Genomic DNA, 22,844 nt, shown 5'->3' with positions numbered 1-22,844 from the left:
TGCGTCCCTTCCCGAGAATGCGGCCGGCCCGGCCACCGTCAAGGCGGGCCGGGCCAGCATAGTCATCGCCGGTCGGTGAGTGGGCGCCCGGTCAGTGGGCGCCCAGCCCGGTCAGCGCCCGGACCTCCAGTTCAGCGTACTTCGCCGGGTCGGGTCGGTCCTTGGAGAGCAGGGTGGCGATCCACCCGGCCAGGAAGCCGATCGGGATGGAGACCAGGCCCGGGTTCTCCAGCGGGAACCAGTGGAAGTCGGTGTCCGGGAACAGCGAGGTCTTCGCGCCGGAGACCACCGGGGAGAAGACCACCAGCACGACCGAGCTGATCAGGCCGGCGTAGACCGAGCTGACCGCGCCGGAGGTGGTGAAGCGCTTCCAGAACAGCGAGTAGAGCAGGGTGGGCAGGTTCGCCGAGGCGGCCACCGCGAAGGCCAGGGCGACCAGGGCGGCGGTGTTGAGCTTGCCCGCGAAGAGGCTGAGCACGATGGCCACCGCGCCGATCGCGACGGCGGCCCACTTCGCCGAGAGCACCTCCTGCTTCTCGGTGGCCTTGCCGCGCCGGATCACGTTGGCGTACAGGTCGTGCGCGAAGGAGGCGGAGGACGCCAGGGTGAGTCCGGCGACCACGGCCAGGATGGTGGCGAAGGCGACGGCGGAGATCACCGCGAGCAGGATCGCGCCGCCGGTGGTGCCGGAGCCTCCGCCGAGCACCTCGGCCAGCTGCGGGGCCGCCGTGTTGCCGGAGGCGTTGGCCGCCTTGATCGCCTTGGGGCCGACCAGCGCCGCCGCGCCGAAGCCGAGCGCCAGGGTCATCAGGTAGAAGACGCCGATGATGCCGATCGCCCAGAGCACCGACTTCCGGGCCGCCTTGGCGGTGGGCACGGTGTAGAAGCGGACCAGGATGTGCGGCAGGCCGGCGGTGCCGAGCACCAGCGCGATCCCGAGGCTGATGAAGTCGAGTTTGCTGGTGTCGCTGGCCCCGTACTTCAGCCCCGGTTCGAGGAAGGCCGCGCCCTTGCCGCTCGCACTGGCGGCGGCGCCGAGCAGTTCCGAGGGGTTGAAGTGGTACTTGGCGAGCACCAGGACGGTCATCAGCGCGGTGCCGGCGATCAGCAGCACGGCCTTGACGATCTGCACCCAGGTGGTGCCCTTCATGCCCCCTATCACCACGTAGACGACCATCAGCGCGCCGACCGCGACGATGGTCCAGCGCTTGGCGGCGTCCCCGTTGACCCCCAGCAGCAGGGCGACCAGCGTCCCGGCGCCGACCATCTGGGCGAGCAGGTAGAAGATCGACACCACGATGGTGGAGACGCCCGCCGCGGTGCGCACCGGGCGCTGGCGCATCCGGAACGCGAGGACGTCCGCCATGGTGAAGCGGCCGGAGTTGCGCAGCGGTTCGGCGATCAGCAGCAGCGCGACCAGCCAGGCGACCAGGAAGCCGATCGAGTAGAGGAAGCCGTCGTAGCCGGAGAGCGCGATGGCGCCGGCGATGCCGAGGAAGGACGCGGCGGACATGTAGTCGCCGGAGATGGCCAGGCCGTTCTGGAATCCGGTGAAGCCGCGGCCACCGGCGTAGAAGTCGGCCGCGTCCTTGGTCTGCCGCCCGGCCCAGACGGTGATCGCGAGGGTGGCCAGCACGAACAGCCCGAAGAGGGTCATCGTGATGCCGCGGTGCTCCGTGGCGGAGCTGGCGAGCAGGCTCATTCGGCGGACTCCCGGGGAGCGTGGACGACGGCGCCGTGGGCCTCGCGGATCGCGGCGGCGGTCGGGTCGATCCGCCGGTCGGCGTAGCGGGCGTACCAGGCGGCGATGGCGAAGGTGGTGACGAACTGCAGCAGCCCCAGCACCAGGGCCACGTTGATGTGCCCGACGACCTTGGCACCCATCAGGCCGGGCGCGTAGCAGGAGAGCAGCACGTAGAGCAGGTACCAGAGCACGAAGCCGATGGTGACCGGGAAGGCGAAGCTCCGGAACGAGCGCCTCAGGGTACGGAACTCCTCGCTCTCATCGATGAGTTGGACTTCCGTAGGGGTAGTGGTGATCGGCGGCGAATCCACTCTGTCTCTCCTCACTCCTTCGGCGTAGCGGTCGCACACGGGGAACGATCGGACGTGAGGGGCGTCACAATCCGTGTGCGCGCCGCGCAATGCTAGGAGCGTCGCGCCCGCCCCGAAAGGGGTTGACCGCGATCAGCCAGTCGTTCACCCTCTCGCACTATCCAATTGGCCGAAAACCACCACTCACGCCACTTCACAACACCGCCGCCACATGCCGAAGGGGCGGCACCGTCCAGCAGTACCGCCCCTTCTGACGCATCGTCAGAAGGCGATCCGGACCTTCAGCGCCGAGCGGTCGTCCATTGCCCGGTAGCCGTCCGGGACACCGTCCAGGCCCACCGTGCGGTCGAACACCAGACCGGGCTCGATGGCCCCGGAGAGGACGTCCGGCAGCAGGTCGGGGATGTAGGCACGGGCCGGGGCGACGCCGCCATTGAGCGAAACGTTTCGGCCGAACATCTGACCGATGTCGACGCCCGCACTGCCGCCGTGCGGAACGCCGACGTAGCCCACCGCGCCGCCGTCCCGGGCGATCGAGACGGCCGTGCGCATCGACTCCTCGGTCCCGACGGCCTCCAGGACAGCGTGCGCGCCCTGGCCGCCGGTCAGCTCCTTGACCGCCTCGATCGCGGCCTCGCCGCGCTCGGCCACCACGTCGGTCGCGCCGAAGCGCCGGGCCAGGTCGGTGCGGGCGGTGTGCCGGCCCAGCGCGATGATGCGGTCCGCGCCCAGCCGGTGCGCCGCCAGCACGCCGCACAGGCCCACCGCGCCGTCGCCGACCACGGCGACCGTCACGCCCGGGCGCACCCGGGCCGACACGGCGGCGTGGTGCCCGGTGGCCATCACGTCGGACAGCGCCAGCAGCCCCGGCAGCAGCTTCTCGTCGCCCGCGGCCTCCTTCGGCAGCTTCACCAGCGTGCCGTCCGCGAACGGCACCCGCACCGCCTCGCCCTGGCCGCCGTCGGAGCCGACCTGGCCCCAGAACCCGCCGTGCGGGCAGGAGGTCTGCAGGCCCTCCCGGCAGAAGTCGCAGCTGCCGTCCGACCAGACGAACGGCGCCACCACCAGGTCGCCCGGCGCGAAGCCGCGCACCTCGGCGCCCGCCTCCTCGACCACGCCCAGGAACTCGTGCCCGATCCGCTGCCCGGCCACCCGCTGGGCCACCCCGCGGTACGCCCACAGGTCGCTGCCGCAGATGCAGGCGTTCACCACCCGCACCACGACGTCCGTCGGGTGCTGGATCACCGGGTCCGGGACCTCTTCGATCCGGATGTCATTGGGGCCGTGGATCACGGTGGCGCGCATGGGAGTTCGTCCTTACGGAGTCGGCCGTCGGAGGGTGTCGACAGCCGGTGGATGGCGTCGACCGGATAGGCGACGCCTATGCGGAATACTCTATTCCGGTCGCTCGGCCGGAACATTTCGACCGGACACGGGCCCGGCGGCGCTTATCCTGTTGGACCATGCAACCGATCCAGCCCGAGACGTACGGCGCGCCGCGGACCGTCCCGGTCCCCGCCCAGCGCACCGCCGCCCCCGCCGAGGGCTTCGCGGTGGTCGACGTCGAGACCACCGGCCTCGGCCGCTCGGACCGCGTCATCTCGGCGGGCGTCTACCAGCTGGACCCGGACGGCGAGGTCACCGACCACTGGTACACCCTGGTCAACCCCCAGCGGGACCCGGGGCCGGTCTGGATCCACGGCCTCACGGCGGAGCTGCTCTCGGGCGCCCCGACCTTCCCGCAGATCGCCGACGAGTTCGCCGACCGGCTGAACGGCCGGGTCCTGGTCGCCCACAACGCGCTCTTCGACTGGAACATGATCTCGCGCGAGTTCTCCCGGGCCGGCCTGCGCGCCCCGGTCGAGCAGCGGATCTGCACCATGGTGCTCTCCCGCGACCTGCGGCTGCCGCTGCCCAACGGCAAGCTGTCCTCGCTCGCCGCCCACTTCGGCGTCCGCCAGCAGCACGCGCACAACGCCCTGGACGACGCCCGGGTGCTCGCCGAGGCGTTCCGCCCCAGCCTGCACCTGGCGCGCCAGGGCGGCGTCCCGCTGCCGGTGCAGGCCTGCGTGGCGGTCACCGACCTCGGCGAGGACGAGCCCGCCACGCCCGGCCGCGCCTCCTGGACCGGCGCCGCCTACCGCCAGGCCAAGAAGCGCCCGCCCTGCCCGTACCCCAACCCCGGACGCTGGGAGGACGGCAAGCCGCTGGTGCAGGGTATGCGGGTGGCCTTCACCGGCGACACCGCCACCGACCGGGAGCTGCTGGAGGACCGCGCCGCCGAGGCCGGCCTGCACATCGCCACCTCGGTGAGCCGGCTCACCAGCCTGCTGGTCACCAACGAGCCGAACAGCTGGAGCGGCAAGGCCCGCCGGGCCCGCGAGGTCGGCACGCCGGTGGTCGGCGAGGACGCCTTCCTCCAACTGCTCCGCGAAGTCGCGCCGCACCCCGGTGCGTGAGCCGGATGTGAGGTCGGCGTACCGTGCCCATGTGTACCGTTTTCTGCTGACCCGCCAGTGGCTGATCACCATGCTGATCGCGCTGCTGCTGATCCCCGCGACGATCGAGCTGGGCTTCTGGCAGCTGCACCGCCACGAGGCGCGGGTGGCCCGGAACGACCTGATCGGCAAGGCCCTCACCGTCGCCCCGGTGCCGTTCGACACGGTGTCGTCGACCCCCGGCTTCGCGGTGCCCAAGGACCTCATCTGGCACCCGGTGACGGCCACCGGGCAGTACGACACGGCGCACGAGTTCGTCGTCCGCAAGCGGACCGACTCCAGCGGGGACACGATCGGCTACTTCGTCATCACCCCGCTCAAGCTCTCCGACGGCAGGGGCAGCGTCCTGGTCAACCGCGGCTGGGTGGCCGGCGACGGCGGCGCCACCGCCTACCCGACGGTCCCGGCCGCCCCGACCGGCGAGGTCTCCCTCACCGGTCGGATGCGCGCCGACGAGACCACGGGCAGCAGCGGTATCAAGGACCGCGCCGGCCTGCCCGACCGGCAGTTCAACCTGATCAACACCGAGCAGCAGGCCAAGGAGACCGGCGTCACCACCGTGCTCGGCGGCTACCTGGAGCTCACCGCCACCACCCCGGCCCCCGCCGACCAGCCCGAGCTGATCCCCGAGCCCAACCACTCCGACATCGGCCCGCACATGGCGTACGCGATCCAGTGGTGGCTGTTCACCGCGATGATCCCGGTCGGGGTCGGGGTGCTGGCCCGCCGCGAGGCCAAGGACCGGGCCAAGCAGGCCGCCGAGGCCGAGGTGCCGGTCGAGGCCGTACCGGCGGCCTGAGGCCCCGGCCCGGAAGGACGGCCCCGCAAACGCCCCGGGGAACCGCCTACAGCACGTCCTCCAGCTCGCGCAGCAGCCGCGCCTTGGCTCGGGCTCCGACCACCGAGCGCACCGGCTCGCCGCCGCGGAACACCATCAGCGTCGGCATCGACAGCACCCCGTACGCGGCCTGGGTGCGCGGATTGCGGTCCACGTCCACGCTGACCACCCGCAGCCGGTGCGCCTCCTCGCGGGCGACGTCCGCCAGCACCGGCGCCATCATCCGGCACGGCGGGCACCAGTCCGCCGTGAAGTCCACCAGCACCGGACCTTCGGCCGCCAGCACCTCCGCGGCGAACGTGTCGTCCGTCACCGCGGGCACCCCTGGGATCTGCACCATCGTCTACTCCTTCGCCCATTCGTTCGCCAGTTCACAGCGCGGCGGCTGTCCGGAGGGCTCGGCCGCCAGCCCGTCCCGGGCCCGTACCGCCCGGTCGAACTGCCCGGCCACCCGGGCCCGGACGTCCTGGAGCCGGGTGATGCACTCGTCCAGTTCGGCGAGCTTGCGCCGGTACACCTCCAGCGAGGCCGGGCAGGAGTCGCCCTCGGGGTGGCCCGCCTGGAGGCACTCCACGAACGGACGGGTCTCCTCCAGGCCGAACCCGAAGTCCTGCAGCGTCCGGATCTGCCGCAGCAGCCGCAGGTCCTCCTCGTCGTACGCCCGGTAGCCGTTGCCCGCCCGGCGGGCCGGCAGCAGGCCGAGCTGCTCGTAGTACCGCAGCGCCCGGGTGGTCGTCCCCGCCCGCTCCGCCAGCTCCCCGATCCGCATCCCCGCACCCGCTCTCCCGGCCCGCCTCCGCACGCCGCCGGGACCGACGGTAGACCTTGACCCGGACGTCAACGCCAGCCCGCCCCCGGCCCCACCTCACCCCGGCCCCCTCCACCGCCCCCGGCGCCACGCCACCCCGCCACCCGCCCCCAGCCCTCCCCCTCGCGCCCGCCACCCGGCAGGATGGCCCCATGGATCTTGGACTGAAGGACAAGGTGTACGTGGCCACCGGCGCCACCCGGGGCCTCGGCTTCGCCGCCGCCCGGGAGCTGGCCGCCGACGGTGCCCGGGTGCTGGTCAGCGGGCGCGGCAAGGAGTCCGTGGCCGCCGCCGTCGCCGAGCTGGACGCCATCGGCGGCGCCGGGACGGCCCACGGCCTGGCCGCCGACAACGCCGACCCGGCGACCGCCGAACGGCTGATCGCCGAGGCGACCGGGCACTTCGGCCGGCTCGACGGCGTGCTGATCAGCGTCGGCGGCCCCCAGGCCGGCCCGGTGGCCACCGCCCCCGAGGAGGCCTGGCGCGACGCGTTCGAGTCGGTCTTCCTCGGCGCGCTGCGGCTCGCCCGCGCCGCCGCCGCAGCCCTCGGCGAGGGCGGCGTGATCGGCTTCGTGCTCTCCGGTTCGGTGCGCCAGCCGATCCCCGGCCTGGGCATCTCCAACGGCCTGCGCCCGGGGCTGGCGATGGCCGCCAAGTCCCTCGCCGACGAGCTCGGCCCGCGCGGCATCCGGGTGGTGGGCCTGCTCCCGGCCCGGATCGACACCGACCGGGTGCGCGAGCTGGACTCCCTGGGCGGCGACCCGGACGGCGCCCGCGCCCAGGCCGCCGCGACCATCCCGCTCGGCCGCTACGGCACCCCCGAGGAGTTCGGCAAGGTCGCGGCCTTCCTGCTCTCCCCCGCCGCCTCCTACCTGACCGGTGTGATGATCCCCGTCGACGGCGGCGCCCTGCGCCCCCTCTAGGACGCACACGGGGGCGGGCGTCCGACTCCGCCCGCCCCCGGTTCACTCCACCCGCGGGGGCCTGCGCCGCCCTCGGCGCCGTCGCGACTCGGGCCGGGCGGCCTGGAGGACCCGGATCCGCAGGTCGGCGGGGAGTTCCGGGAGGCCCAGGCTGGTCCGGGCGTCGGTTCGCGGGCCGGTGTCGAAGTGCTCCACCAGGGCCGCCGGATCGCCACCGGGGGTGAGCCGGACAGCGCCCCGCAACCGCGGGTGCCCAGGTGCGCGCACCAGGCGTACGCCCGCGCGCTCGACTTCGGGGAGCGTGGCCGTCCCGTTCTCCAGCGCCTCTTCCAGCGCCCGGGTGCGGACCCGCAGCCGGAGTCCGGTGGCACCTGGCGTCGGCACGACGAGGCCGGCCGGGCCGCTGCGCCGCAACTGCGCCACCAGCCACCAGGCGGTGCCCGCGATCACCACGGCCAGCCCGCCGATGACGGTGGGCCACCACCAGGTCGAATCCGCCCAGCGGGTGCGCGAGCGGGCACTGAGCACCGGCTGGTCCGGGGAGGTGAGCGGCCACCAGCCCGGCGGGTCGGCGCCGAGCCGGCGGTACAGGTCGAGCCCGCCGGCCAGCACCAGCACGCCGACGGCCAGCAGCACCGCCCCGACCACCCCCAGCAGCAGCCGGTTGACACCCGTCCGCCTCATCCCGCCGCCCCCACCCCGGGCCCCGCCCGCACGTCGAGGCGCAGCGGCCGGGCCAGCGTCACCCGCGCCAGCTCGTCCCGCAGTTGGCACTGGACCGACACCGGGTCCGCCGCCCCGATGAGGGTGACCCGGACGCGCCGGCGGCTGATCCGGATCCGCAGCTCGTCGATGCCCTGGAGTCCGGCGGCGCGGTCGGCGAGCAGGTGCCCGATGCCGGCCCGGTCGATGGCGGCGCCGGTGTCGCCGTGCGGGCGCAGCGGGAGCCAGCGGCCGAGACCGGGGGCGAGGGCCAGCCAGAGCAGCACCCCGCCGAGGAGGACGGCGGTGCCGGCACCCACCAGCACCCACAGGTCGTCGAGGTGACGGGTGGCCAGTTCGTCGGCGATCCGGGCGCGCCACCGGCGGGTCGGGTACCCGGCGCGGACGGCGACCACGTCGTACAGCAGCGCGCCCGCGAGCACCAGCAGCACGGTGGCGACGAGCGCCGCGACGACGGCCCGCGGCGCCCGCGGCCGCCGCACCTTCTCCGGCGGGGGCCCGTCCCCGGCCGCCGTCGCCTCCTCGCCGGGCACCGGTTCGCCCCCCGCACTCATGACACTCCCCCGGTCACCAGCCGCTCCACGACGACGACCACCTCGGACACCCTGGTCCCGGTGAACCCGGCGACCTGCGCGGCGACGCGTTCGCGGACGGCCCGGGCGAGCGCCGCGAGGTCGGCGGGGAAGGGCAGTGCGACGGCGACCCGGACGGTCACGGTGCTGCCGGGCACGGCCACCGAGACGGCGGGCGGTGCGCCCTTGACGGTGCGGCCGGTCCAGGCGTCGGCGAGGGCCTCGCGGGCGGCGCGGGCGGCGATGCGGGCGTAGACGCGGTCGGCGATCCGGAGTCGGCCCCGGGCTGCGGGTTCGCGGCGGGCACTGGTGGTGGGAGCCGTCATCAACGGCGCCGGTCGCGGCCGCGGAGCAGGTCGCCGAGGTCGCCCAGCTCGATGTCGCCCTCCAGCAGGCGGCCGGCCACGAAGCCGACCAGCCCGAGCGCGGCGACCAGCAGGAACGCCGCGAAACCGCCGAAGTACCCGGCGAAGCCGAGGGCCATGCCCACCACCAGGCCGACGATGGCCAGGTTCATCCGCTACTCCTCGTCCTCGCTGCCGCCCGCCGCCGGGCGCTTCGTGGGCTCGCTACTTGAGTTTGGGCCGCTGCCCCGCGACGACCGTCTCCTCTTCCTCCTCCTCGACGTCCGGCTCGTCGGGGAGGTGGACGTCGTTGACCGCGATGTTGACCTCGACGACTTCCAGGCCGGTCATCCGCTCGACGGCGTCGATGATGTTCTCCCGTACCTGGCGGGCGAGTTCGGGGATGACCACGCCGTACTCGACGACCAGGGCGATGTCGATGGCGGTCTGCTTCTCGCCGACCTCGGCCTTGATGCCGCGCCCGACGCCGGACTTGCCGCCCGGCACCCGGTCGCGCATCGCGCCGAAGGTGCGGGCGAGGCCCGAGCCGAGGGCGTGGATGCCGTTGACCTCGCGGGCGGCCATCCCGGCGATCTTCTCGACCACGCCGACGGCCAGCGCCGTGCGGCCGCGCTCGCCGGTCGGCTTGCCGGCGTCGGTCGCGGCGGAGGCCGAGGACGGCGAGGACGGCGCGTGGGCGGCGGAGCCGGCGGCCGCGGCGTGGCCGGGGTTCTTGTGCATGGTGGCGGGGGTCGGAGTGTCAGGCATGGGGGCGCATCTCCCGTCGTACGGCTCCAGCTATATCGCAAATCCCCATAACTCTGGCATTTCGCCACGTTCCGCGCCCGCCGGGAGGGCCACCGGGATGCCTCCGGAACGCCGAGGGCCCGGCCCGGGGAGCACACCCCGGGCCGGGCCCGTTCACACGACGCAGCCTGGCTAGTCGCCGATCCCGGCGAGGTCCCGCAGGCGGCGGGCCTGCGCCGCCCGTTCGGCCGAGCGCTGCTCGTCGAAGGAGCGGCCGGCGGCGCCCTGGAGCAGGGCCTTGGTCTCGATGACGGCGTTGCGCGGCGCGCCCAGCAGGGCGGCGGCGAGGTCGCGGGCGGCGGCGTCCAGTTCCGCACCGGGGACGGCCAGGTTGGCCAGCCCGATGGCGGCGGCCTCCTCGGCGCCGACCCAGCGGCCGGTGACGCAGATCTCCAGCGCCCGCGCGTAGCCGACGAGTTCGGTGAGCGGCTTGGTGCCGGCCAGGTCGGGGACGAGGCCGAGCGAGGTCTCCTTCATGGCGAACTGGACGTCGTCGGCGACGACGCGCAGGTCACAGCCGAGGGCGAGCTGGAAGCCGGCGCCGACGGCATGGCCCTGGACGGCGGCGATGGAGACCAGGTCGGGGCGGCGCCACCAGGTGAAGGCCTGCTGGTAGGAGGCGATGGTGTCGTCGAGCTCCTGGTCGGGGGCGCCGGCGAGCTGGAGGAAGGTGGGCTCGCCGGGGATGCCCTCGGGGGTGAACATGGCCCGGTCCAGGCCCGCCGAGAAGGAGACGCCCTCCGCACGCAGCAGGACCACCCGGACGCCGCCGGGCAGGTCACGGCCCGCGGCGGCGAGGGCGCGCCACAGGGCGGGCGACTGGGCGTTGCGCCGCTTGGGCTGACACAGGGTGACGACGGCGAGCTCGCCGTCGATCTCCAGGCGGACGCCGTCCTGCTCCCAGCTCGGGGCCTGCGGGTCGGTGACGGGGGCGGTCATGCGGGGACCTCCGGTGGCGAGGGGCTTGGCTACCGGAGAGTAACAAACCTGGGCGCACGCCGGCAGGGCGCCGGCCCGGAAAGATCGACGGAAGGAGCGCGCCCGGGGGCGGACGACACCCCGGACATGACGATCGGCGGCCGGTCCACTCGACCCGAGGGCGGACGATCGGTTCTCGTCTCCCCGGTCGGCGCCCTGCCGCCGCGCCATTCAGCCATGAGCTGACGGACCGTCAGGAACCGGCCCCGGCGGTCGCCTTGTTCTTGCCACGCGTGGCACCACCGCGGCCCCGGAGAATGACTCCGGACTCGCTCAGCATCCGGTGCACAAAGCCGTACGAACGACCGGTCTCCTCCGCGAGAGCGCGAATGCTCGCCCCGGAGTCGTACTTCTTCTTGAGATCGGCCGCGAGCTTCTCACGCGCGGCACCGGTCACCCGGCTGCCCTTTTTCAGAGTCTCGGCCACCCGTGCCTCCTCGTAGCGTTGCTCGGTCAGATTCCCATGATCACCCATCCACCGCGTCCTGGCCACCCATTCGGCAAGGTCGATGTCGGGAATGCGTGGTCCTGCGGTGGTGATCCGAGCGCATCAGGGCGCTCACGTAGAGTGCGCGCCCCCGGGCGGATTCCGCCATCCGCCGAGAAAGGGCTGATCAGCAGTGTCGGCCCGACCACGATCGAGTGGCGGGCCGACAGGAAGTCCTTAAACGGAATCCAGGCTTTCTTCATTCCCGGACACGCCGTAAGTACTAGTTTTTCTGGTCCTAAAAGCGGAGATCGCGTCTACACCCGGTCAGGCCAGCGAGACCAGATCGGCGTACGCCGGGCTCCAGAGGTCCTCGACCCCGTCCGGCAGCAGGATGATCCGCTCCGGCTGGAGCGCCTCCACGGCGCCCTCGTCGTGGGTGACCAGCACGACCGCGCCGGAGAACTCCCGCAGTGCGCCGAGGATCTCCTCGCGGCTGGCCGGGTCGAGGTTGTTGGTGGGCTCGTCGAGCAGCAGCACGTTGGCGCTGGAGACCACCAGCGAGGCCAGCGCGAGCCGGGTCTTCTCACCGCCGGAGAGCACCCCGGCCGGCTTGTCGACGTCGTCGCCGGAGAACAGGAAGGAACCGAGGATCTTGCGGATCTGCACCAGGTCGGTGTCCGGCGCGGAGGAACGCATGTTCTCCAGCACCGTGCGGTCCGGGTCCAGGGTCTCGTGCTCCTGGGCGTAGTAGCCGATCTTCAGGCCGTGGCCCGGGATCACCTCGCCGGTGTCCGGCTGCTCCACCCCGGCGAGCATCCGCAGCAGGGTGGTCTTGCCCGCGCCGTTGAAACCGAGGATGACGACCCGCGAACCGCGGTCGATGGCCAGGCCGACGTCGGTGAAGATCTCCAGCGAACCGTAGGACTTGGAGAGCCCGCTGGCCGTCAGCGGGGTCTTGCCGCAGGGCGCCGGGTCCGGGAAGCGCAGCTTGGCGACCTTGTCGTTCTGGCGCACCTGCTCCAGGCCGGAGAGCAGCTTCTCGGCACGGCGGGCCATGTTCTGCGCGGCCACCGTCTTGGTCGCCTTGGCCCGCATCTTGTCGGCCTGGGAGTTGAGGGTCGCGGCCTTCTTCTCGGCGTTGGCCCGCTCGCGCTTGCGGCGCTTCTCGTCGTCCTCACGCTGCTGCTGGTACTGCTTCCAGCCCATGTTGTAGACGTCGATGGCGGAGCGGTTGGCGTCCAGGTAGAAGACCTTGTTGACGACCGTCTCGACCAGCTCGACGTCGTGCGAGATGACGATGAAGCCACCCTTGTAGGTCTTCAGGAAGTCCCGCAGCCAGACGATCGAGTCGGCGTCGAGGTGGTTGGTGGGCTCGTCGAGCAGCAGCACGTCGGAGTCCGAGAACAGGATCCGGGCCAGCTCGACGCGGCGGCGCTGACCACCGGAGAGAGTGTGCAGCTCCTGGTTCAGGATGCGGTCCGGCAGGCCCAGGGCGGCCGCGATGGTGGCGGCCTCGGCCTCGGCGGCGTACCCGCCCTTGGTGAGGAACTCGGTCTCCAGGCGCGCGTACTTCTTCATCGCGTTGTCCCGGGTGGCGCCCTGGCCGTTGGCCATCCGGTCCTCGTTCTCGCGCATCTTCTTGAGCACGGTGTCGAGGCCGCGGGCGGAGAGGATGCGGTCCTTGGCGAGGACGTCCAGGTCGCCGGTGCGCGGGTCCTGCGGGAGGTAGCCGACCTCGCCGGAGCGGGTCACCGTGCCCGAGGCCGGCATGCCCTCGCCGGCCAGCACCTTGGTCAGCGTGGTCTTGCCGGCGCCGTTGCGCCCGACCAGGCCGATCCGGTCGCCGGCGGCGACCTTGAAGTTCGCGGACTCGATCAGGATTCGGGCACCGGCGCGCAGCTCAAGGGCGTTGGCGGAAATCATGGCGGAAACTACTCCTGGGACGTGGGCGGGCGGCCGGACGGGGCCCGGGGCCGGGCAGCGGGAAGGGGCGTCGTCGGTGGTCGGCACAGCGCACGAGGCGGTGCCGCGCGCCCGCTATTGCCCGGAGAAGTCAGCCATGACGGCAAGTCTACCGGGCCGCGCGGGAACCCCCGGGGCTACCGCCCAGGGGTACCGGCGGTCCGGCGTTACTGCTGGGACTGCTGAGGCTGCTGCGCCTGGAGCTGCATGGGCACCTGGTCGCCCACCGGGGCGTCCTGACCCACCGGGGCGTCCTGGGCCGGGCTCGCCGCCGGGTCGGTGCAGCCGCCCTGCGGACGGACCGCCGCGAACGGCGCGGACGGGCTGCCGCAGGCCGCCTCGGGGGCGGCCGCCTTGGTGTCGAACACCCGGGCCGGAACGATCGGGCCGTCGGTGATCAGCACCCGGCTGCCGTCCAGCGCCTTGACCGAGGCGCTCGGGCCGGTGTTCAGCTGCCAGCCGGTGCTGTCCAGCCGGTACCCGTTGATGCCGCCGGAGACGGCCTGCCCGGCGCTGTTGGTGCAGCTGCGCGGGACGAGCACGGCGTACTCGGTGCCGACCGTGCGCAGCGGGTCGTAGACGCAGCTGCCGGGCGGCTTGGAGTTGTAGCGCAGGTCACCGTCGGCGTCGCGCAGGCCCATGGTCAGGTTCGGGGTCACCACGGCCACCCAGGCAGAGCCGCCCTGCGGGACGGTGTGCAGGGCCGCCGCGGCCCGCTCCTGGGCCAGCTCCTTGCGCTGCGCGTCGGTGCGCTTGTCGGCGCCGGGCTCGCCGTCGCCGCGCAGCCAGTCCGCCAGGCCGGGCACCGCCCGGTGCCAGCGCACCTCGTGGTCGCCCGGGCGCACCGAGGTGACCAGGCCGTCGTCCCAGACCACGATGGCGTTGTCCCCCGCCATCGACAGGTACAGCGCGGTGGCGCCCTCGCGGCGGTAGGACCAGGCCTGCTCGCCGCTCTGCCGGTGGAAGGCCTCCAGTCCGGGGCCGACCTTCAGATCCAGGTCGGCCGTGCTCAGCGACTGCGTGCTGACCGGCGTGGCCTCCGCCTCGCCCGGCCCCGCCACCCGGTCGCCGAACGGCACCGGCTTGTTGGCGTGCGCCGCCGCACCGGCCGCAAGGACCAGCATCACCGCCAGGGCAGGCAGGATCGAGCGGGGGGTCAGTACACGCAGCGGCTTCCAGGACACGGCCGGAGCGTACCTTTCACCGGGCACGCGAGTCAGCCTGGAATCGCCCCCGCCCCACCCCTCGGACCGCGCGTCCGGCCGCGCGCGCCCTCCCCGCGCACCCGCCCGCCCACCTGCACCGTCGGTGCCGAGGCCGGGCCGCCGCCCGCTCCGGGGCCCGGCGCCGGGGCCCGGCCGGACCGTTACAGAGCTGATACACGCGGCGAGGCCCGGCCGGGCGTTGCGGCAGACGGCGTTCGAATACCGCCCACTTTAGGGTGACATTCGGCTTTTCCGACGCCCGCCGGGCCTACTGTCGGCGAGCGGAGCGCCACGGTCCGTCCAGCGCGCCCCCGCCCCGCGACGCCCGGAGGAGAGACCATGCGAATCGGCCGCCTGACGATGGCCGCCGCCGCCCTGCTGCTGATGGCCACGGCCAGCGTCCCGGCCGGGTCGCCGCTCAGCCAGACCGAACGGCACACCCTCTCCTCGGACGCCTTCGAGCCGCGCGGCGCCGCCCCCCGCCCGCCCGTCCAGCGGCCCAAGCACGAGCCGCCGTTCGGCGCCTTCGTCGGTTCCTGGGACGACTACATCCCGCAGATCGGCCGGTACGCGCAGTGGCTGGGCGACGCCAACCTGCAAGTCGGCCACACCTACCTGGCGGGCAACAGCTGGGCCGACGTCGAGGGCGAGCTGATGGTGCTCGGCATGTGGTCGCAGTGGCGGCTGGCCGACCCGTCCCGGACGCTCGTCCTCGGCGTGCCGATGCTGGTGCCCAACGAGGCGAACGTGCCGGACGGCGAGGTCGCCAAGCTGCTCGCCCAGGGCGCGCGCGGGGACTTCGACCGACACTTCCTGCGGCTCGCCCACCGGCTGGTGTCCCTCGGCGGCGCGGACACCGTGCTCACGCTCGGCTGGGAGATGAACGGCGTCACCTACACGCACCGCTGCAAGCCCGACCCGTCCGCGTGGAAGGCGTACTGGCGACGGATCGTCGGCGTGATGCGCTCGGTGCCGGGGCAGCGGTTCCGCTTCGACTTCACCCCGAACCGGGGCCTGGACGCCATCCCGTGGACCAAGTGCTACCCCGGCGACGACGTGGTCGACATCATCGGCATGGACAACTACGACCAGCCCGCCGGGGGCACCTTCGACGACTACGTGCGCGAGCCGTACGGGCTTCAGGACCAGGTGGAGTTCGCCGCCAAGCGCGGCAAGCCGGTCTCCTACCCGGAGTGGGGGCTGTTCCGCAACGGCGACAACCCGGAGTTCGTGCAGCGGATGGTCGAGTGGATGCGCACCCACGACACCGCCTACCAGACCGTCACCGACTACTGCCCGCACGGCTTCTTCGAGTGCGACCGCAACCCGCGCTCCGCCGCCCGGTTCAAGCAGCTGATGTCCGGGTCGAAGGGGGCGCCGGCGGTGGTGCCGACGGCGCCCCAGGCCCCCGTCCCGCCGATCGTCCCGCCGCGCCCGCCCACGCCCTCGGCCGTGCCCGGGGCCCCGAGCGTGGTGCCCGGCCCGTCCGCGAGCCCGTCGCCGGGCCCCTCGGCCACCACGTCGGCAAGCCCCTCGGCGAGCCCGTCCGCGAGCCCGTCGGCGGCCCGGACGCCCGCCCGGCGCTGAGCCCGGGCGGGGGCGGTCAGCCGCGGCGGCGGGCCAGCAGGGCCTCCTTGAGCCGCGGGAAGCGGGTCCGCAGCACGTGCGCCGCCTGCTGGCGGACGCGCACCGCGCCGGACCGGGCGACGGCCGCCGGCGCCGGCCCGGGCGGACCGAACAGCAGGCGCTGGTTGGACAGCTGGTCCGGCCGCCAGCGCTGCTTGTACGGCTCCTGGCCGCGCAGCAGGCCGAGCAGCGGGACGCCCGCGCCGACCGTCTCGTCCAGGGCGGCGCTGAACAGCAGCCCGGCGATGTCCAGCCGCTCGCGCAGCACCGGGTGCGCGCCATACATGTACAGGCCGCCGAAGGAGGGGCAGAGCAGCAGCAGGTTCACCGCGACCAGTTCGCCGTTCAGCCGGAACTGGTGGACGGCCGCCCTGCCGGTGGCGACCAGGCCGACGGTGGACTCGGTCAGGTGGCGGGCGAAGCGCTCGGTGCGGTGCTCCGGGGTGACGCCGCGCTCCTGCCACTGCAGGAAGTGCAGCCGCAGCAGGCCCTCCAGCGCCGCCGGCACCTCGGCCGCCGGCGTCGAGCTGACCTGCACCCCGGCCTCGGCGATCTTGCGCAGCTTCACCCGGCTGCGCTGCGCGGTCTTGCCGGGCACCCGCTTCAGCAGCCGGTCCATCGGGACGGCCGGCAGGTACTGGCAGAGCGAGTCCTGGTAGCGGCGGCGTCGGCCGTGCCAGTGCTCGTACACCCGCTGCACCGCCGCCTCGGGGTGCACCTCGCGCAGCTCCAGGGAGTGCCACGGGCGGGTGAGCGGGAGGGCGGCGGCGAACTCGGCGGCGGCCCGGTCGGCGCAGTCGTCGTCGAGCAGCACGTCGGAGTAGTCGACCAGCCCGGCGCCCAGGGCGGTCAGCCCACCGAGCGGGCCGCCGCGGCGTCTGAAGGCACCCGCGCCGACCAGCAGGCCGTCCCGGCGGACGAGCACCACCAGCAGGCTGCCCGGGCTGCCGTAGTGGCGCCACCAGGAGCGCTGCCAGTCGGCGGCCTGGAAGAAGGTGGCGGTCCGGCAGCGGGCGGCCAGGTCGTCCCACTCCTCGGCGAGGGTGTCCAGAGCGTCGTCCTCACGGCGCAGCTCGGTGGTCCAGCCCGGCGCAGCCGGCTGGGCGGGGAGGCCGGCGTGCCGGGTCTCAGTGCTCATCGCCCGCTCCCGGCCGCGGCCTTCTCCTTGGCCGGGGGCTCCTCGGCGCTCTTCTTCGCGGCAGCGGCCTTCCCGGGCTTCTCTTCCGCCTTCTCGGGCTTCTCTTCCGCCTTCCCGGCCTTCTCGGTCTCCTCCGCCTGGCCGGTCTTGCCGGCCTGGTCGGCGGCGGGCGGCTCCTCGCCGCGCGGGCGGGGGGTGGCCGGCGTCGTCGGCTCCACCGGGGCCCCGGCGGCCTCGGCGGGCTCGGCGGCCTCCGGCAGGGCGGCCTCGCCCCGGCGGCGGGTCATCATCACCAGGGCCCCCACCAGCAGCCCGGCCGCGCCACCGACCGCGACGTCCAGCGTGGCGGACGGGGTGGTCGGCTTGTCCGGCTCGGCGGCCGGGGCCAGCGTCACCAGCCGGACGCTGGTGTCCCTGCTGCTGGTGTTCGCGAAGGAGACCAACGAGCGGGCCACCGCGTCGGCGGTCTGGGCCGCCTCCTGGGGGCGCGTCCCGGTGCCGGTGATCTCGATCATCGGGGCGTCCGGGGAGGTGGTCCCGTGCACCAGGGACTCCAGCTCGGCACGGGTGTGGCCGGTCTCGGCGGCCGCCACCGCGAGCACCTGCGGCTGGCCCGCCAACCGCCCGTACGCCTGGGCGAAGTTGGTCGCGGTGGCGGCCTCCCCCGGGTTCTGCGGCACCACGAGGACGTAGGCGCTGGCGGCGTACGAGGGGTGCGAGACGACGGCGTACCCGGCGCCGGCCGCGGCGCCCAGCGGCACCGCGAGCGCCACCGGCCACCAGCGGCGGACCAGGTGGCGGGCCCTTCGGCGCGGTGTGGTCATGGGTGTGACTCCTTGGGTATGTGACGGCGGTTCCGGCGGCGGCGGGCGGTCAAGCGCGGGCCAGCCGGTCGTAGAGGGCGCCCAGGTCTGCGGCGACCCGGGCGATGTCGTAGTGGCCGACCGCCGGGGGGTGCGGCAGCGGATCGGAGTTGTGGTCGTTCAGGTGCCGCAGGTCGCGCAGCGCGGCGGCGTACGCGGCGCCCTCGGACGGGATCCGGCGGGCCTGCGGGGCGGCGCTGGGCGGCAGTTCGTCGAGCGCCGGGCAGGCGCTGTGCCGCACCGGCAGGCCGGCCGCGAGGCCCTCCAGGATGCCGAGGCCGAAGGTCTCCGCGGTGGAGGGGGCGGCCAGCACGTCCAGGGCGGTCAGCAGGTCGGGCACGTCGTCGCGCTCGCCGGTGAGCACCAGCCTTTCCCAGACGCCGAGTTCGGCGGCCCGGTGCTCCAGCGCGGCGCGCTCCGGGCCCGCGCCGACCAGCACCAGCCGGGCGGCCGGGTCGAGAGCGGCGAGGGCCTCCAGCAGCACCTCGAAGCGCTTGCCGGGGACCAGCCGGCCGACTCCGCCGACCACCCAGCTCCCCTCCGGAAGGCCGAGTTCGGCCCGCAGCCGGCGGCGGGTGGCGGCCCGGTCTGCGGCCGGGCGGCGGTAGCGGGCGGAGTCGATGCCGTTGGGGATCAGCTCGACCCGGGCCGGTGGGACGCCCCAGGAGTGCAGCGTCTGGGCGACCTGCCGGGAGACCGCGACGGTGGTGCTGCCGAGTCGCTCGGCCGCCAGGTAGAGGCCCTTGACGCCGCGGGTGACCGGGCGGCCCTCGATCACCCCGGCGTGCAGCGAGTGCTCGGTGGAGACCACCGTGCGGACCCCGGCGAGCCGGGCCGCCAGCCGGCCGTACAGCTGCGCCCGGTACAGGTGGGTGTGCACCAGGTCGTAGCGGCCGGAGCGGACCAGCCGGACCAGCCGGGGCAGCGCGCCCAGGTCGCGGTTGCCGCGCATGCCGAGGTGGTGGACGGTCACCCCGTCGGCGCGCAGCGCGGCGGCGACCGTGCCGGGGTTGGTCAGTGCGACCACCTCGCACTGCTGGTGTGCGGGCAAGTGCCTCAGCAGCAGGTGGAGTTGGCGCTCGGCGCCGCCCGAGGCGAGGCCGGTGACGATGTGCAGGACCCTCACGGCCGGGCCCCCCGCCGGGCGGCCAGGGGGCTTCGGCGCAGCTCGGTGACGGCGTCGCGCAGCCGCTGCCGGCCACGTTTGGCGCGCAGCCGCCAGGCGCCGTCGCGGTCGCCGACGTAGCAGCGGGGCAGCGCGAAGCGGCCGGTGAGCGGGGAGTGCGCGATGGCGCAGGCGTAGTCGTAGCCGGCGTCGCGCACGGCCTCGGTGGCGGGCAGGTCGACGGCGCCGTACGGATAGCAGAAGCCGGTGACCGGGCCGCCGACCACCTCCTCCAGGAGGCGCCGGCTCTCCCGGGTCTGCACCGCCAGGACATCGGCCGGCAGGCCGGGCAGCGCCTGGTGGCCGAGGCCGTGCGAGCCGATTTCCCAACCGGCGGCGGCGAGTTCGGTGACCTCCTGGACGGTGAGCAGCTGCTTGCGCGGCCCCTTCGCGTCCCAGCCGTTGTCCTGGCCGAGCAGGTCGGCGACCACGTACGCGGTGGCGGTGAAGCCGTACGCCTGGAGGATCGGCACGGCGTGGCGCGCGAAGTCCGCGTAGCCGTCGTCGAAGCTCAGCCCGACCAGTCCGCCGTCCCGGCCGACGGCCCGGGCCCGCATCAGCTCGCGCACGGAGACGCCGCGCCGCCCGCGCCGGTGCAGCCAGGCGACCTGCTCGGCGAACCGCTCGGGGCTGACGGTCAGCTGGTACGGGTCCTCCTTCTCGACCGCCACCGAGTGGTACATCAGGATCCACGGCGAGGAGGAACCGGGGCCGGACGGTTCGCCGAGCGGGCGGCGGCTCCTGGGCAGCTGCGCCTTCGGCCCGGCGGGGTCGGTGTACGGGAGGTCGCCACGTGGTGCGGCTGCGGCCGGTACGGCCTGGCGGCGGACGCCCGCCTGGGCCGAACGGACGGTTCCCCGTTCATTGTCCATGGGGAAGCTTCCCTTCATCGGCGACGGTTGGCGGGTTCAGGGCCCGGGCCACGGCGAGGACCGGACCGCGCACCTCACGCGCGCCGAGGCCGGTGCCGAGGACGGCGAAGGCCAGCGCCACGGTGAGGCCCCCGAGGAGGGTGGAGAGCAGGGGGCCGGCGGCCAGCCCGGCGACGGCGGCGCCGAGGGCGGTGGCGCCGCCGGCGGCGGCCACCAGCCGGGCGTGGCCGCCGAGCACCCGGCGCAGCCGCAGCGGGATGCCGCGCAGCACCAGGCCGTGCAGCAGCAGTGCGGCGGTGGCGGTGATGCCGGCCGCGTTCCCGGCGGCGAGCCCGAGGGCGCCGAAGCGGGGGGTGGCGAGCAGGCTGACCACGACGGTGACGCCGAGGCCGAGCAGCATCGCGGCGACCGGGAACCAGTCCAGCAGCCGGCGGCCGCCGTCCTCGGTGCCCGGATCGTCGGCCCGGCGGACCACCGGGCGCAGCGAGAAGTACGGGCGGATCATCACGCCGATCAGCGCCTGGGCGGGCAGGCCGAAACTGTAGACCCGGATGACGGCGGCGGTGGCGGCGGTGTCCTGCGGGCCGAAGGCGCCGCGCTGGAAGAGCAGCGAGACCACCGAGGGGGCGCAGGCCATCAGGAAGGCGGTGCCGCCCAGGACGACCGCCGCGGCCTGGCCGAGGTCCTTCTCGACCCGGTCCCGGGCGGCGGCGAGGTCCCCGGCCGCCAGCGCCCGGGCGACCAGCGGGAAGGTGACGGTGCAGATCAGGATGCCGGCCGTCATGGCCAGTTGGGAGACCTTGGCGGCGTAGTTGAGGTGCGAGATGGTACCGGGCGGCAGCGCCGAGCCGAGGTAGCGCTCGACGAAGACCTGCGACTGGCGGGTCAGGGTGAACGCGGCCACCGGCAGCAGGGCGAACGGCATCAGCACCAGCGCCTTGCGGGAGCGGCCGGCGCGGCCCGCGCCGGGGTGCGATCCCGGGCCCGCACCCTGGCGCAGCCGGCGCAGGAACGGGGCGACCAGCAGGCCGGCCATCAGCAGGCTGCCGAGCGCGACGCCCAGGGCGGCGGAGCGCACGCCCAGGAAGGACTGGCAGCCGAGCAGCACGGCGAGGATGCCGACGTTGTAGGCGACGTAGATGCCGGCCGGCGCGGTGAAGCGGTGGTGGGCGCGCAGCGCGGCGGCGAGGTAGCCGGCCACGCCGAACGGCAGCACGGTGATCGCGGTGATCCGGGTGCAGGTGACGGCGAGGCCGGGGTTGGCCAGGCCGGGGGCGAGCAGCTCGACCAGCTGCGGGGCGCCGAGGGCGGCGGCCAGCGCGAGCCCGCTGAGCGCGAGCAGCAGCCAGGGCAGGGTGGCGCGGACCAGTTGGCGGACCGGGTCGGGGGCGTCCGGGTCCTCCTCGCGCAGCACCAGGGCGAGCGCGAAGGCGGGCACCATGAGGAAGGACATGGCGTCCTCGATCAGCAGCGGCGCGGCCGTCTCCGGGACGGTCCAGGCGACCAGGAAGGCGTCGGTGCCCTGGTTGGCGCCGAAGTAGCGGGCCAGCAGGAGGTCGCGCAGCAGGCCGAGGCCGGATCCGGCGGCGCTGAGGACGGCGGTGATGCCGAAGGCCTTGGCGAGGAAGCCGCGCCTGGGGGCCGGGTCGGGCCCGGACGGCGGGCCGTCGGCGGCGCCGCGCGGGGCGGGCACGGCGGAGGCGAGGGCCGGCTGGTCGGTGGTCATCGCGGGTCGGCCTCCGCGACGCAGGCCCGGGCCGCGAGGCCGAGGACGACGGAGGTCAGCACGGTGGTGGTGCCACCGATGTCCGCGTACAGGAAGTCGACCAGCACCCAGGTGAGCAGGGCCAGGGCGGCGAGGGCCGGGCCGCGGGAGTGGCGCAGGCAGCCGAGCAGCAGACCGAGGAAGAGCGCGGCGTAGGCGACGATGCCGATCAGACCCTGCTCGCTGAGCACCAGGAAGTACATGTTGTGCGGGGAGAGCAGCGGTTCGCGCTGGAAGCCGATGGTGGGGTCGGCGGCGTCGCTGCCGGAGGAGAGCCGCAGCGGGGCGTGGCTGTCGCGCAGTTGCTGGAAGGCCTTGGGGCCGGCGCCGTGGACGGGGTGGTCCTGCCAGATCCGCCCGGCGGTGGACCACAGGTCGTAGCGGTCGGAGACGGACTGGTCGGGGGCGGCGGAGACGGAGCCGATCGAGCTGAGCCGCTCGGTGACGCCGGAGGCGCCGAGGCCGAGGCCGCCGACCAGGACGACCGCGGCGGCCAGGCCGAGGACGGCGCCGCGGACGGCGAGCCGGGCGTCGGCGCGCAGCAGCAGCACGGTGGCCGCGGCGGCGGTGGCGATCCAGCTGCCGCGGCTGAACGAGACGGCGAGCGGGAAGGCCAGGAAGGCGGCGGCCGCGAACATGGCGCGGCGCAGCCGGACGTCGCCGCCGGGGCGGCGCTCGGCGAGCGCCAGGGCCAGGGCGGCGAGCAGGCCGTAGCTGACGACCGTGGACATCGCCATGATGTCGAGGGCGCCGAAGGTGCCGACGGCCCGGATCGGCTGGCCGGTGTAGGAGGCGCCGGTCCGGGTGAGGTACTGGTGCGCGCCGACCACGCCCTGGATCAGCGCGGCGAGCACGAAGGAGCCGAGGACCAGCCGCTGGTCGACGCGGTCGCGCAGCGAGCAGAGCACCCCGGCCGGTACCAGGACGAACACCTGGGTGAGCCGGACGAAGCCGGTGAGGCTGGTGGCCGGGTCGATCGAGCCGACGGTGGCGACGGCGGCGGCGACCACGATGCCGCCGAACAGCACGCAGGTGGCGCGGCTGACGGCGGGCAGCCGCCCGCGCAGCAGGTTGAGCGCGGTGAGGGCGACCAGGGCCAGCGAGGCCACGTCGGCGGCGGTGACGTGGACGGCGGCGGCGACGTCCTTCTCACCGGTGGGCACGCAGACCAGCAGGACGGTCGCCGCGGCGAGCGGGCTGGGCCGGTCCGCGAGCGCGGGCAGCGCCTTGCGTAACGCGAGCCGCGGGACGGCGGGAAGGGTCAGGGCCACG

General features: G+C 74.3%; 24 protein-coding genes. 4 read left to right on the top strand and 20 right to left on the bottom strand.

Translation table 11 applies throughout. The features are described 5' to 3' along the window. Nucleotides 1-91: 91 nt before the first annotated feature. From ACIP37_RS16340 to ACIP37_RS16330, 3 genes are all read right to left on the bottom strand, one after another. Entirely contained in the window at nucleotides 92-1,702 is a 1,611-nt protein-coding gene (locus tag ACIP37_RS16340; protein WP_350880245.1) for a cation acetate symporter, read from the bottom strand. Next, nucleotides 1,699-2,055 carry a DUF485 domain-containing protein gene (locus ACIP37_RS16335; protein WP_063349620.1) on the bottom strand — a complete coding sequence of 119 codons (357 nt, stop codon included), beginning with the start codon at nucleotides 2,053-2,055 and terminating at the stop codon, nucleotides 1,699-1,701. The genes ACIP37_RS16340 and ACIP37_RS16335 overlap by 4 nt, the downstream gene beginning before the upstream one ends. Nucleotides 2,056-2,316: 261 nt before the next feature. After that, nucleotides 2,317-3,360, bottom strand: coding sequence for a zinc-dependent alcohol dehydrogenase family protein (locus ACIP37_RS16330; protein ID WP_363580647.1), 1,044 nt, complete (start codon nucleotides 3,358-3,360; stop codon nucleotides 2,317-2,319). A 158-nt stretch (nucleotides 3,361-3,518) separates the two neighbouring features. Between ACIP37_RS16330 and ACIP37_RS16325 the strand changes: the two genes are divergently transcribed. Then, nucleotides 3,519-4,514 (top strand): DEDDh family exonuclease, encoded by a 996-nt coding sequence (locus ACIP37_RS16325; RefSeq protein WP_363580645.1) that lies wholly within the window; start codon nucleotides 3,519-3,521, stop codon nucleotides 4,512-4,514. A 31-nt stretch (nucleotides 4,515-4,545) separates the two neighbouring features. Beyond that, entirely contained in the window at nucleotides 4,546-5,352 is an 807-nt protein-coding gene (locus tag ACIP37_RS16320; RefSeq protein WP_400334756.1) for an SURF1 family protein, read from the top strand. Nucleotides 5,353-5,398: 46 nt separating this feature from the next. Here ACIP37_RS16320 and trxA read toward each other — a convergent pair whose 3' ends face one another. Together trxA and ACIP37_RS16310 are read right to left on the bottom strand one after the other, a co-directional pair. After that, nucleotides 5,399-5,731 carry a thioredoxin gene (gene trxA / locus ACIP37_RS16315; RefSeq protein WP_063349617.1) on the bottom strand — a complete coding sequence of 111 codons (333 nt, stop codon included), beginning with the start codon at nucleotides 5,729-5,731 and terminating at the stop codon, nucleotides 5,399-5,401. 3 nt (nucleotides 5,732-5,734) lie between these two features. After that, complete coding sequence (locus tag ACIP37_RS16310) at nucleotides 5,735-6,160, bottom strand: MerR family transcriptional regulator (protein WP_400807588.1); 426 nt, start codon at nucleotides 6,158-6,160, stop codon at nucleotides 5,735-5,737. 191 nt (nucleotides 6,161-6,351) lie between these two features. Between ACIP37_RS16310 and ACIP37_RS16305 the strand changes: the two genes are divergently transcribed. Next, entirely contained in the window at nucleotides 6,352-7,122 is a 771-nt protein-coding gene (locus ACIP37_RS16305; RefSeq protein WP_363618537.1) for an SDR family oxidoreductase, read from the top strand. A 42-nt stretch (nucleotides 7,123-7,164) separates the two neighbouring features. Here ACIP37_RS16305 and ACIP37_RS16300 read toward each other — a convergent pair whose 3' ends face one another. The 9 genes from ACIP37_RS16300 to ACIP37_RS16260 form a co-directional block, all read right to left on the bottom strand. Further along, nucleotides 7,165-7,806: an alkaline shock response membrane anchor protein AmaP gene (locus ACIP37_RS16300; protein WP_363580639.1), complete on the bottom strand. Its 642-nt coding sequence runs from the start codon at nucleotides 7,804-7,806 to the stop codon at nucleotides 7,165-7,167. Continuing rightward, a complete protein-coding gene (locus ACIP37_RS16295; protein WP_400807585.1) occupies nucleotides 7,803-8,399 on the bottom strand; it encodes a DUF6286 domain-containing protein in 597 nt (198 codons plus the stop codon). The genes ACIP37_RS16300 and ACIP37_RS16295 overlap by 4 nt, the downstream gene beginning before the upstream one ends. After that, nucleotides 8,396-8,743, bottom strand: a complete 348-nt coding sequence (locus ACIP37_RS16290) for an Asp23/Gls24 family envelope stress response protein (RefSeq protein WP_400807583.1) — start codon at nucleotides 8,741-8,743, stop codon at nucleotides 8,396-8,398. The genes ACIP37_RS16295 and ACIP37_RS16290 overlap by 4 nt, the downstream gene beginning before the upstream one ends. After that, nucleotides 8,743-8,934 carry a hypothetical protein gene (locus ACIP37_RS16285; RefSeq protein WP_063349611.1) on the bottom strand — a complete coding sequence of 64 codons (192 nt, stop codon included), beginning with the start codon at nucleotides 8,932-8,934 and terminating at the stop codon, nucleotides 8,743-8,745. The genes ACIP37_RS16290 and ACIP37_RS16285 overlap by 1 nt, the downstream gene beginning before the upstream one ends. Nucleotides 8,935-8,986: 52 nt before the next feature. Then, a complete protein-coding gene (locus tag ACIP37_RS16280) occupies nucleotides 8,987-9,502 on the bottom strand; it encodes an Asp23/Gls24 family envelope stress response protein (RefSeq protein ID WP_400807623.1) in 516 nt (171 codons plus the stop codon). Nucleotides 9,503-9,700: 198 nt separating this feature from the next. Then, entirely contained in the window at nucleotides 9,701-10,507 is an 807-nt protein-coding gene (locus tag ACIP37_RS16275) for an enoyl-CoA hydratase/isomerase family protein (protein ID WP_400807579.1), read from the bottom strand. 232 nt (nucleotides 10,508-10,739) lie between these two features. Continuing rightward, on the bottom strand, nucleotides 10,740-10,973 hold the full coding sequence (locus tag ACIP37_RS16270; protein ID WP_030059940.1) for a helix-turn-helix domain-containing protein: 234 nt from the start codon (nucleotides 10,971-10,973) through the stop codon (nucleotides 10,740-10,742). A 327-nt stretch (nucleotides 10,974-11,300) separates the two neighbouring features. Further along, nucleotides 11,301-12,899: a ribosomal protection-like ABC-F family protein gene (gene abc-f / locus ACIP37_RS16265; RefSeq protein WP_363580629.1), complete on the bottom strand. Its 1,599-nt coding sequence runs from the start codon at nucleotides 12,897-12,899 to the stop codon at nucleotides 11,301-11,303. Nucleotides 12,900-13,105: 206 nt separating this feature from the next. Continuing rightward, on the bottom strand, nucleotides 13,106-14,122 hold the full coding sequence (locus tag ACIP37_RS16260; protein WP_363580627.1) for a hypothetical protein: 1,017 nt from the start codon (nucleotides 14,120-14,122) through the stop codon (nucleotides 13,106-13,108). Between the two features lie 360 nt (nucleotides 14,123-14,482). Here ACIP37_RS16260 and ACIP37_RS16255 point away from each other — a divergent pair, with 360 nt between their 5' ends. Then, complete coding sequence (locus ACIP37_RS16255; RefSeq protein WP_400807576.1) at nucleotides 14,483-15,730, top strand: glycoside hydrolase family 26 protein; 1,248 nt, start codon at nucleotides 14,483-14,485, stop codon at nucleotides 15,728-15,730. 16 nt (nucleotides 15,731-15,746) lie between these two features. Here ACIP37_RS16255 and ACIP37_RS16250 read toward each other — a convergent pair whose 3' ends face one another. The 6 genes from ACIP37_RS16250 to ACIP37_RS16225 are packed head-to-tail and all read right to left on the bottom strand — an operon-like array spanning nucleotide 15,747 to nucleotide 22,843. Beyond that, nucleotides 15,747-16,907, bottom strand: a complete 1,161-nt coding sequence (locus ACIP37_RS16250) for a GNAT family N-acetyltransferase (protein ID WP_363580623.1) — start codon at nucleotides 16,905-16,907, stop codon at nucleotides 15,747-15,749. Continuing rightward, on the bottom strand, nucleotides 16,904-17,731 hold the full coding sequence (locus ACIP37_RS16245) for a Wzz/FepE/Etk N-terminal domain-containing protein (RefSeq protein ID WP_400807573.1): 828 nt from the start codon (nucleotides 17,729-17,731) through the stop codon (nucleotides 16,904-16,906). The genes ACIP37_RS16250 and ACIP37_RS16245 overlap by 4 nt, the downstream gene beginning before the upstream one ends. Nucleotides 17,732-17,780: 49 nt before the next feature. Next, nucleotides 17,781-18,896 carry a glycosyltransferase gene (locus ACIP37_RS16240; protein WP_400807570.1) on the bottom strand — a complete coding sequence of 372 codons (1,116 nt, stop codon included), beginning with the start codon at nucleotides 18,894-18,896 and terminating at the stop codon, nucleotides 17,781-17,783. Next, the gene (locus tag ACIP37_RS16235; RefSeq protein ID WP_363580617.1) at nucleotides 18,893-19,807 is read right to left on the bottom strand and encodes a polysaccharide deacetylase family protein; all 915 of its coding nucleotides are present in this window, start codon (nucleotides 19,805-19,807) and stop codon (nucleotides 18,893-18,895) included. Before ACIP37_RS16235 ends, ACIP37_RS16240 begins: the two co-directional genes overlap by 4 nt. Further along, nucleotides 19,797-21,533, bottom strand: a complete 1,737-nt coding sequence (locus ACIP37_RS16230) for a lipid II flippase MurJ (protein ID WP_363580615.1) — start codon at nucleotides 21,531-21,533, stop codon at nucleotides 19,797-19,799. Before ACIP37_RS16230 ends, ACIP37_RS16235 begins: the two co-directional genes overlap by 11 nt. Continuing rightward, entirely contained in the window at nucleotides 21,530-22,843 is a 1,314-nt protein-coding gene (locus ACIP37_RS16225; protein ID WP_363580613.1) for an O-antigen ligase family protein, read from the bottom strand. The genes ACIP37_RS16230 and ACIP37_RS16225 overlap by 4 nt, the downstream gene beginning before the upstream one ends. Nucleotide 22,844 lies beyond the last annotated feature (1 nt).

Source organism: Kitasatospora sp. NPDC088861 (assembly GCF_044750105.1).
Lineage (GTDB): Bacteria > Actinomycetota > Actinomycetes > Streptomycetales > Streptomycetaceae > Kitasatospora.
This window is presented reverse-complemented; position numbering and strand designations above follow the sequence as displayed.

Coding starts and splice junctions, on each gene's coding strand:
- ACIP37_RS16245 (WP_400807573.1), bottom strand. CDS start 17,731: ATGACCACACCGCGCCGAAGGGCCCGCCACCTGGTCCGCCGCTGGTGG.
- ACIP37_RS16325 (WP_363580645.1), top strand. CDS start 3,519: ATGCAACCGATCCAGCCCGAGACGTACGGCGCGCCGCGGACCGTCCCG.
- ACIP37_RS16250 (WP_363580623.1), bottom strand. CDS start 16,907: ATGAGCACTGAGACCCGGCACGCCGGCCTCCCCGCCCAGCCGGCTGCG.
- ACIP37_RS16285 (WP_063349611.1), bottom strand. CDS start 8,934: ATGAACCTGGCCATCGTCGGCCTGGTGGTGGGCATGGCCCTCGGCTTC.
- ACIP37_RS16295 (WP_400807585.1), bottom strand. CDS start 8,399: ATGAGTGCGGGGGGCGAACCGGTGCCCGGCGAGGAGGCGACGGCGGCC.
- ACIP37_RS16280 (WP_400807623.1), bottom strand. CDS start 9,502: ATGCACAAGAACCCCGGCCACGCCGCGGCCGCCGGCTCCGCCGCCCAC.
- ACIP37_RS16330 (WP_363580647.1), bottom strand. CDS start 3,360: ATGCGCGCCACCGTGATCCACGGCCCCAATGACATCCGGATCGAAGAG.
- ACIP37_RS16340 (WP_350880245.1), bottom strand. CDS start 1,702: ATGAGCCTGCTCGCCAGCTCCGCCACGGAGCACCGCGGCATCACGATG.
- ACIP37_RS16230 (WP_363580615.1), bottom strand. CDS start 21,533: ATGACCACCGACCAGCCGGCCCTCGCCTCCGCCGTGCCCGCCCCGCGC.
- ACIP37_RS16305 (WP_363618537.1), top strand. CDS start 6,352: ATGGATCTTGGACTGAAGGACAAGGTGTACGTGGCCACCGGCGCCACC.
- ACIP37_RS16235 (WP_363580617.1), bottom strand. CDS start 19,807: ATGGACAATGAACGGGGAACCGTCCGTTCGGCCCAGGCGGGCGTCCGC.
- trxA (WP_063349617.1), bottom strand. CDS start 5,731: ATGGTGCAGATCCCAGGGGTGCCCGCGGTGACGGACGACACGTTCGCC.
- ACIP37_RS16255 (WP_400807576.1), top strand. CDS start 14,483: ATGCGAATCGGCCGCCTGACGATGGCCGCCGCCGCCCTGCTGCTGATG.
- ACIP37_RS16300 (WP_363580639.1), bottom strand. CDS start 7,806: ATGAGGCGGACGGGTGTCAACCGGCTGCTGCTGGGGGTGGTCGGGGCG.
- abc-f (WP_363580629.1), bottom strand. CDS start 12,899: ATGATTTCCGCCAACGCCCTTGAGCTGCGCGCCGGTGCCCGAATCCTG.
- ACIP37_RS16275 (WP_400807579.1), bottom strand. CDS start 10,507: ATGACCGCCCCCGTCACCGACCCGCAGGCCCCGAGCTGGGAGCAGGAC.
- ACIP37_RS16310 (WP_400807588.1), bottom strand. CDS start 6,160: ATGCGGATCGGGGAGCTGGCGGAGCGGGCGGGGACGACCACCCGGGCG.
- ACIP37_RS16290 (WP_400807583.1), bottom strand. CDS start 8,743: ATGACGGCTCCCACCACCAGTGCCCGCCGCGAACCCGCAGCCCGGGGC.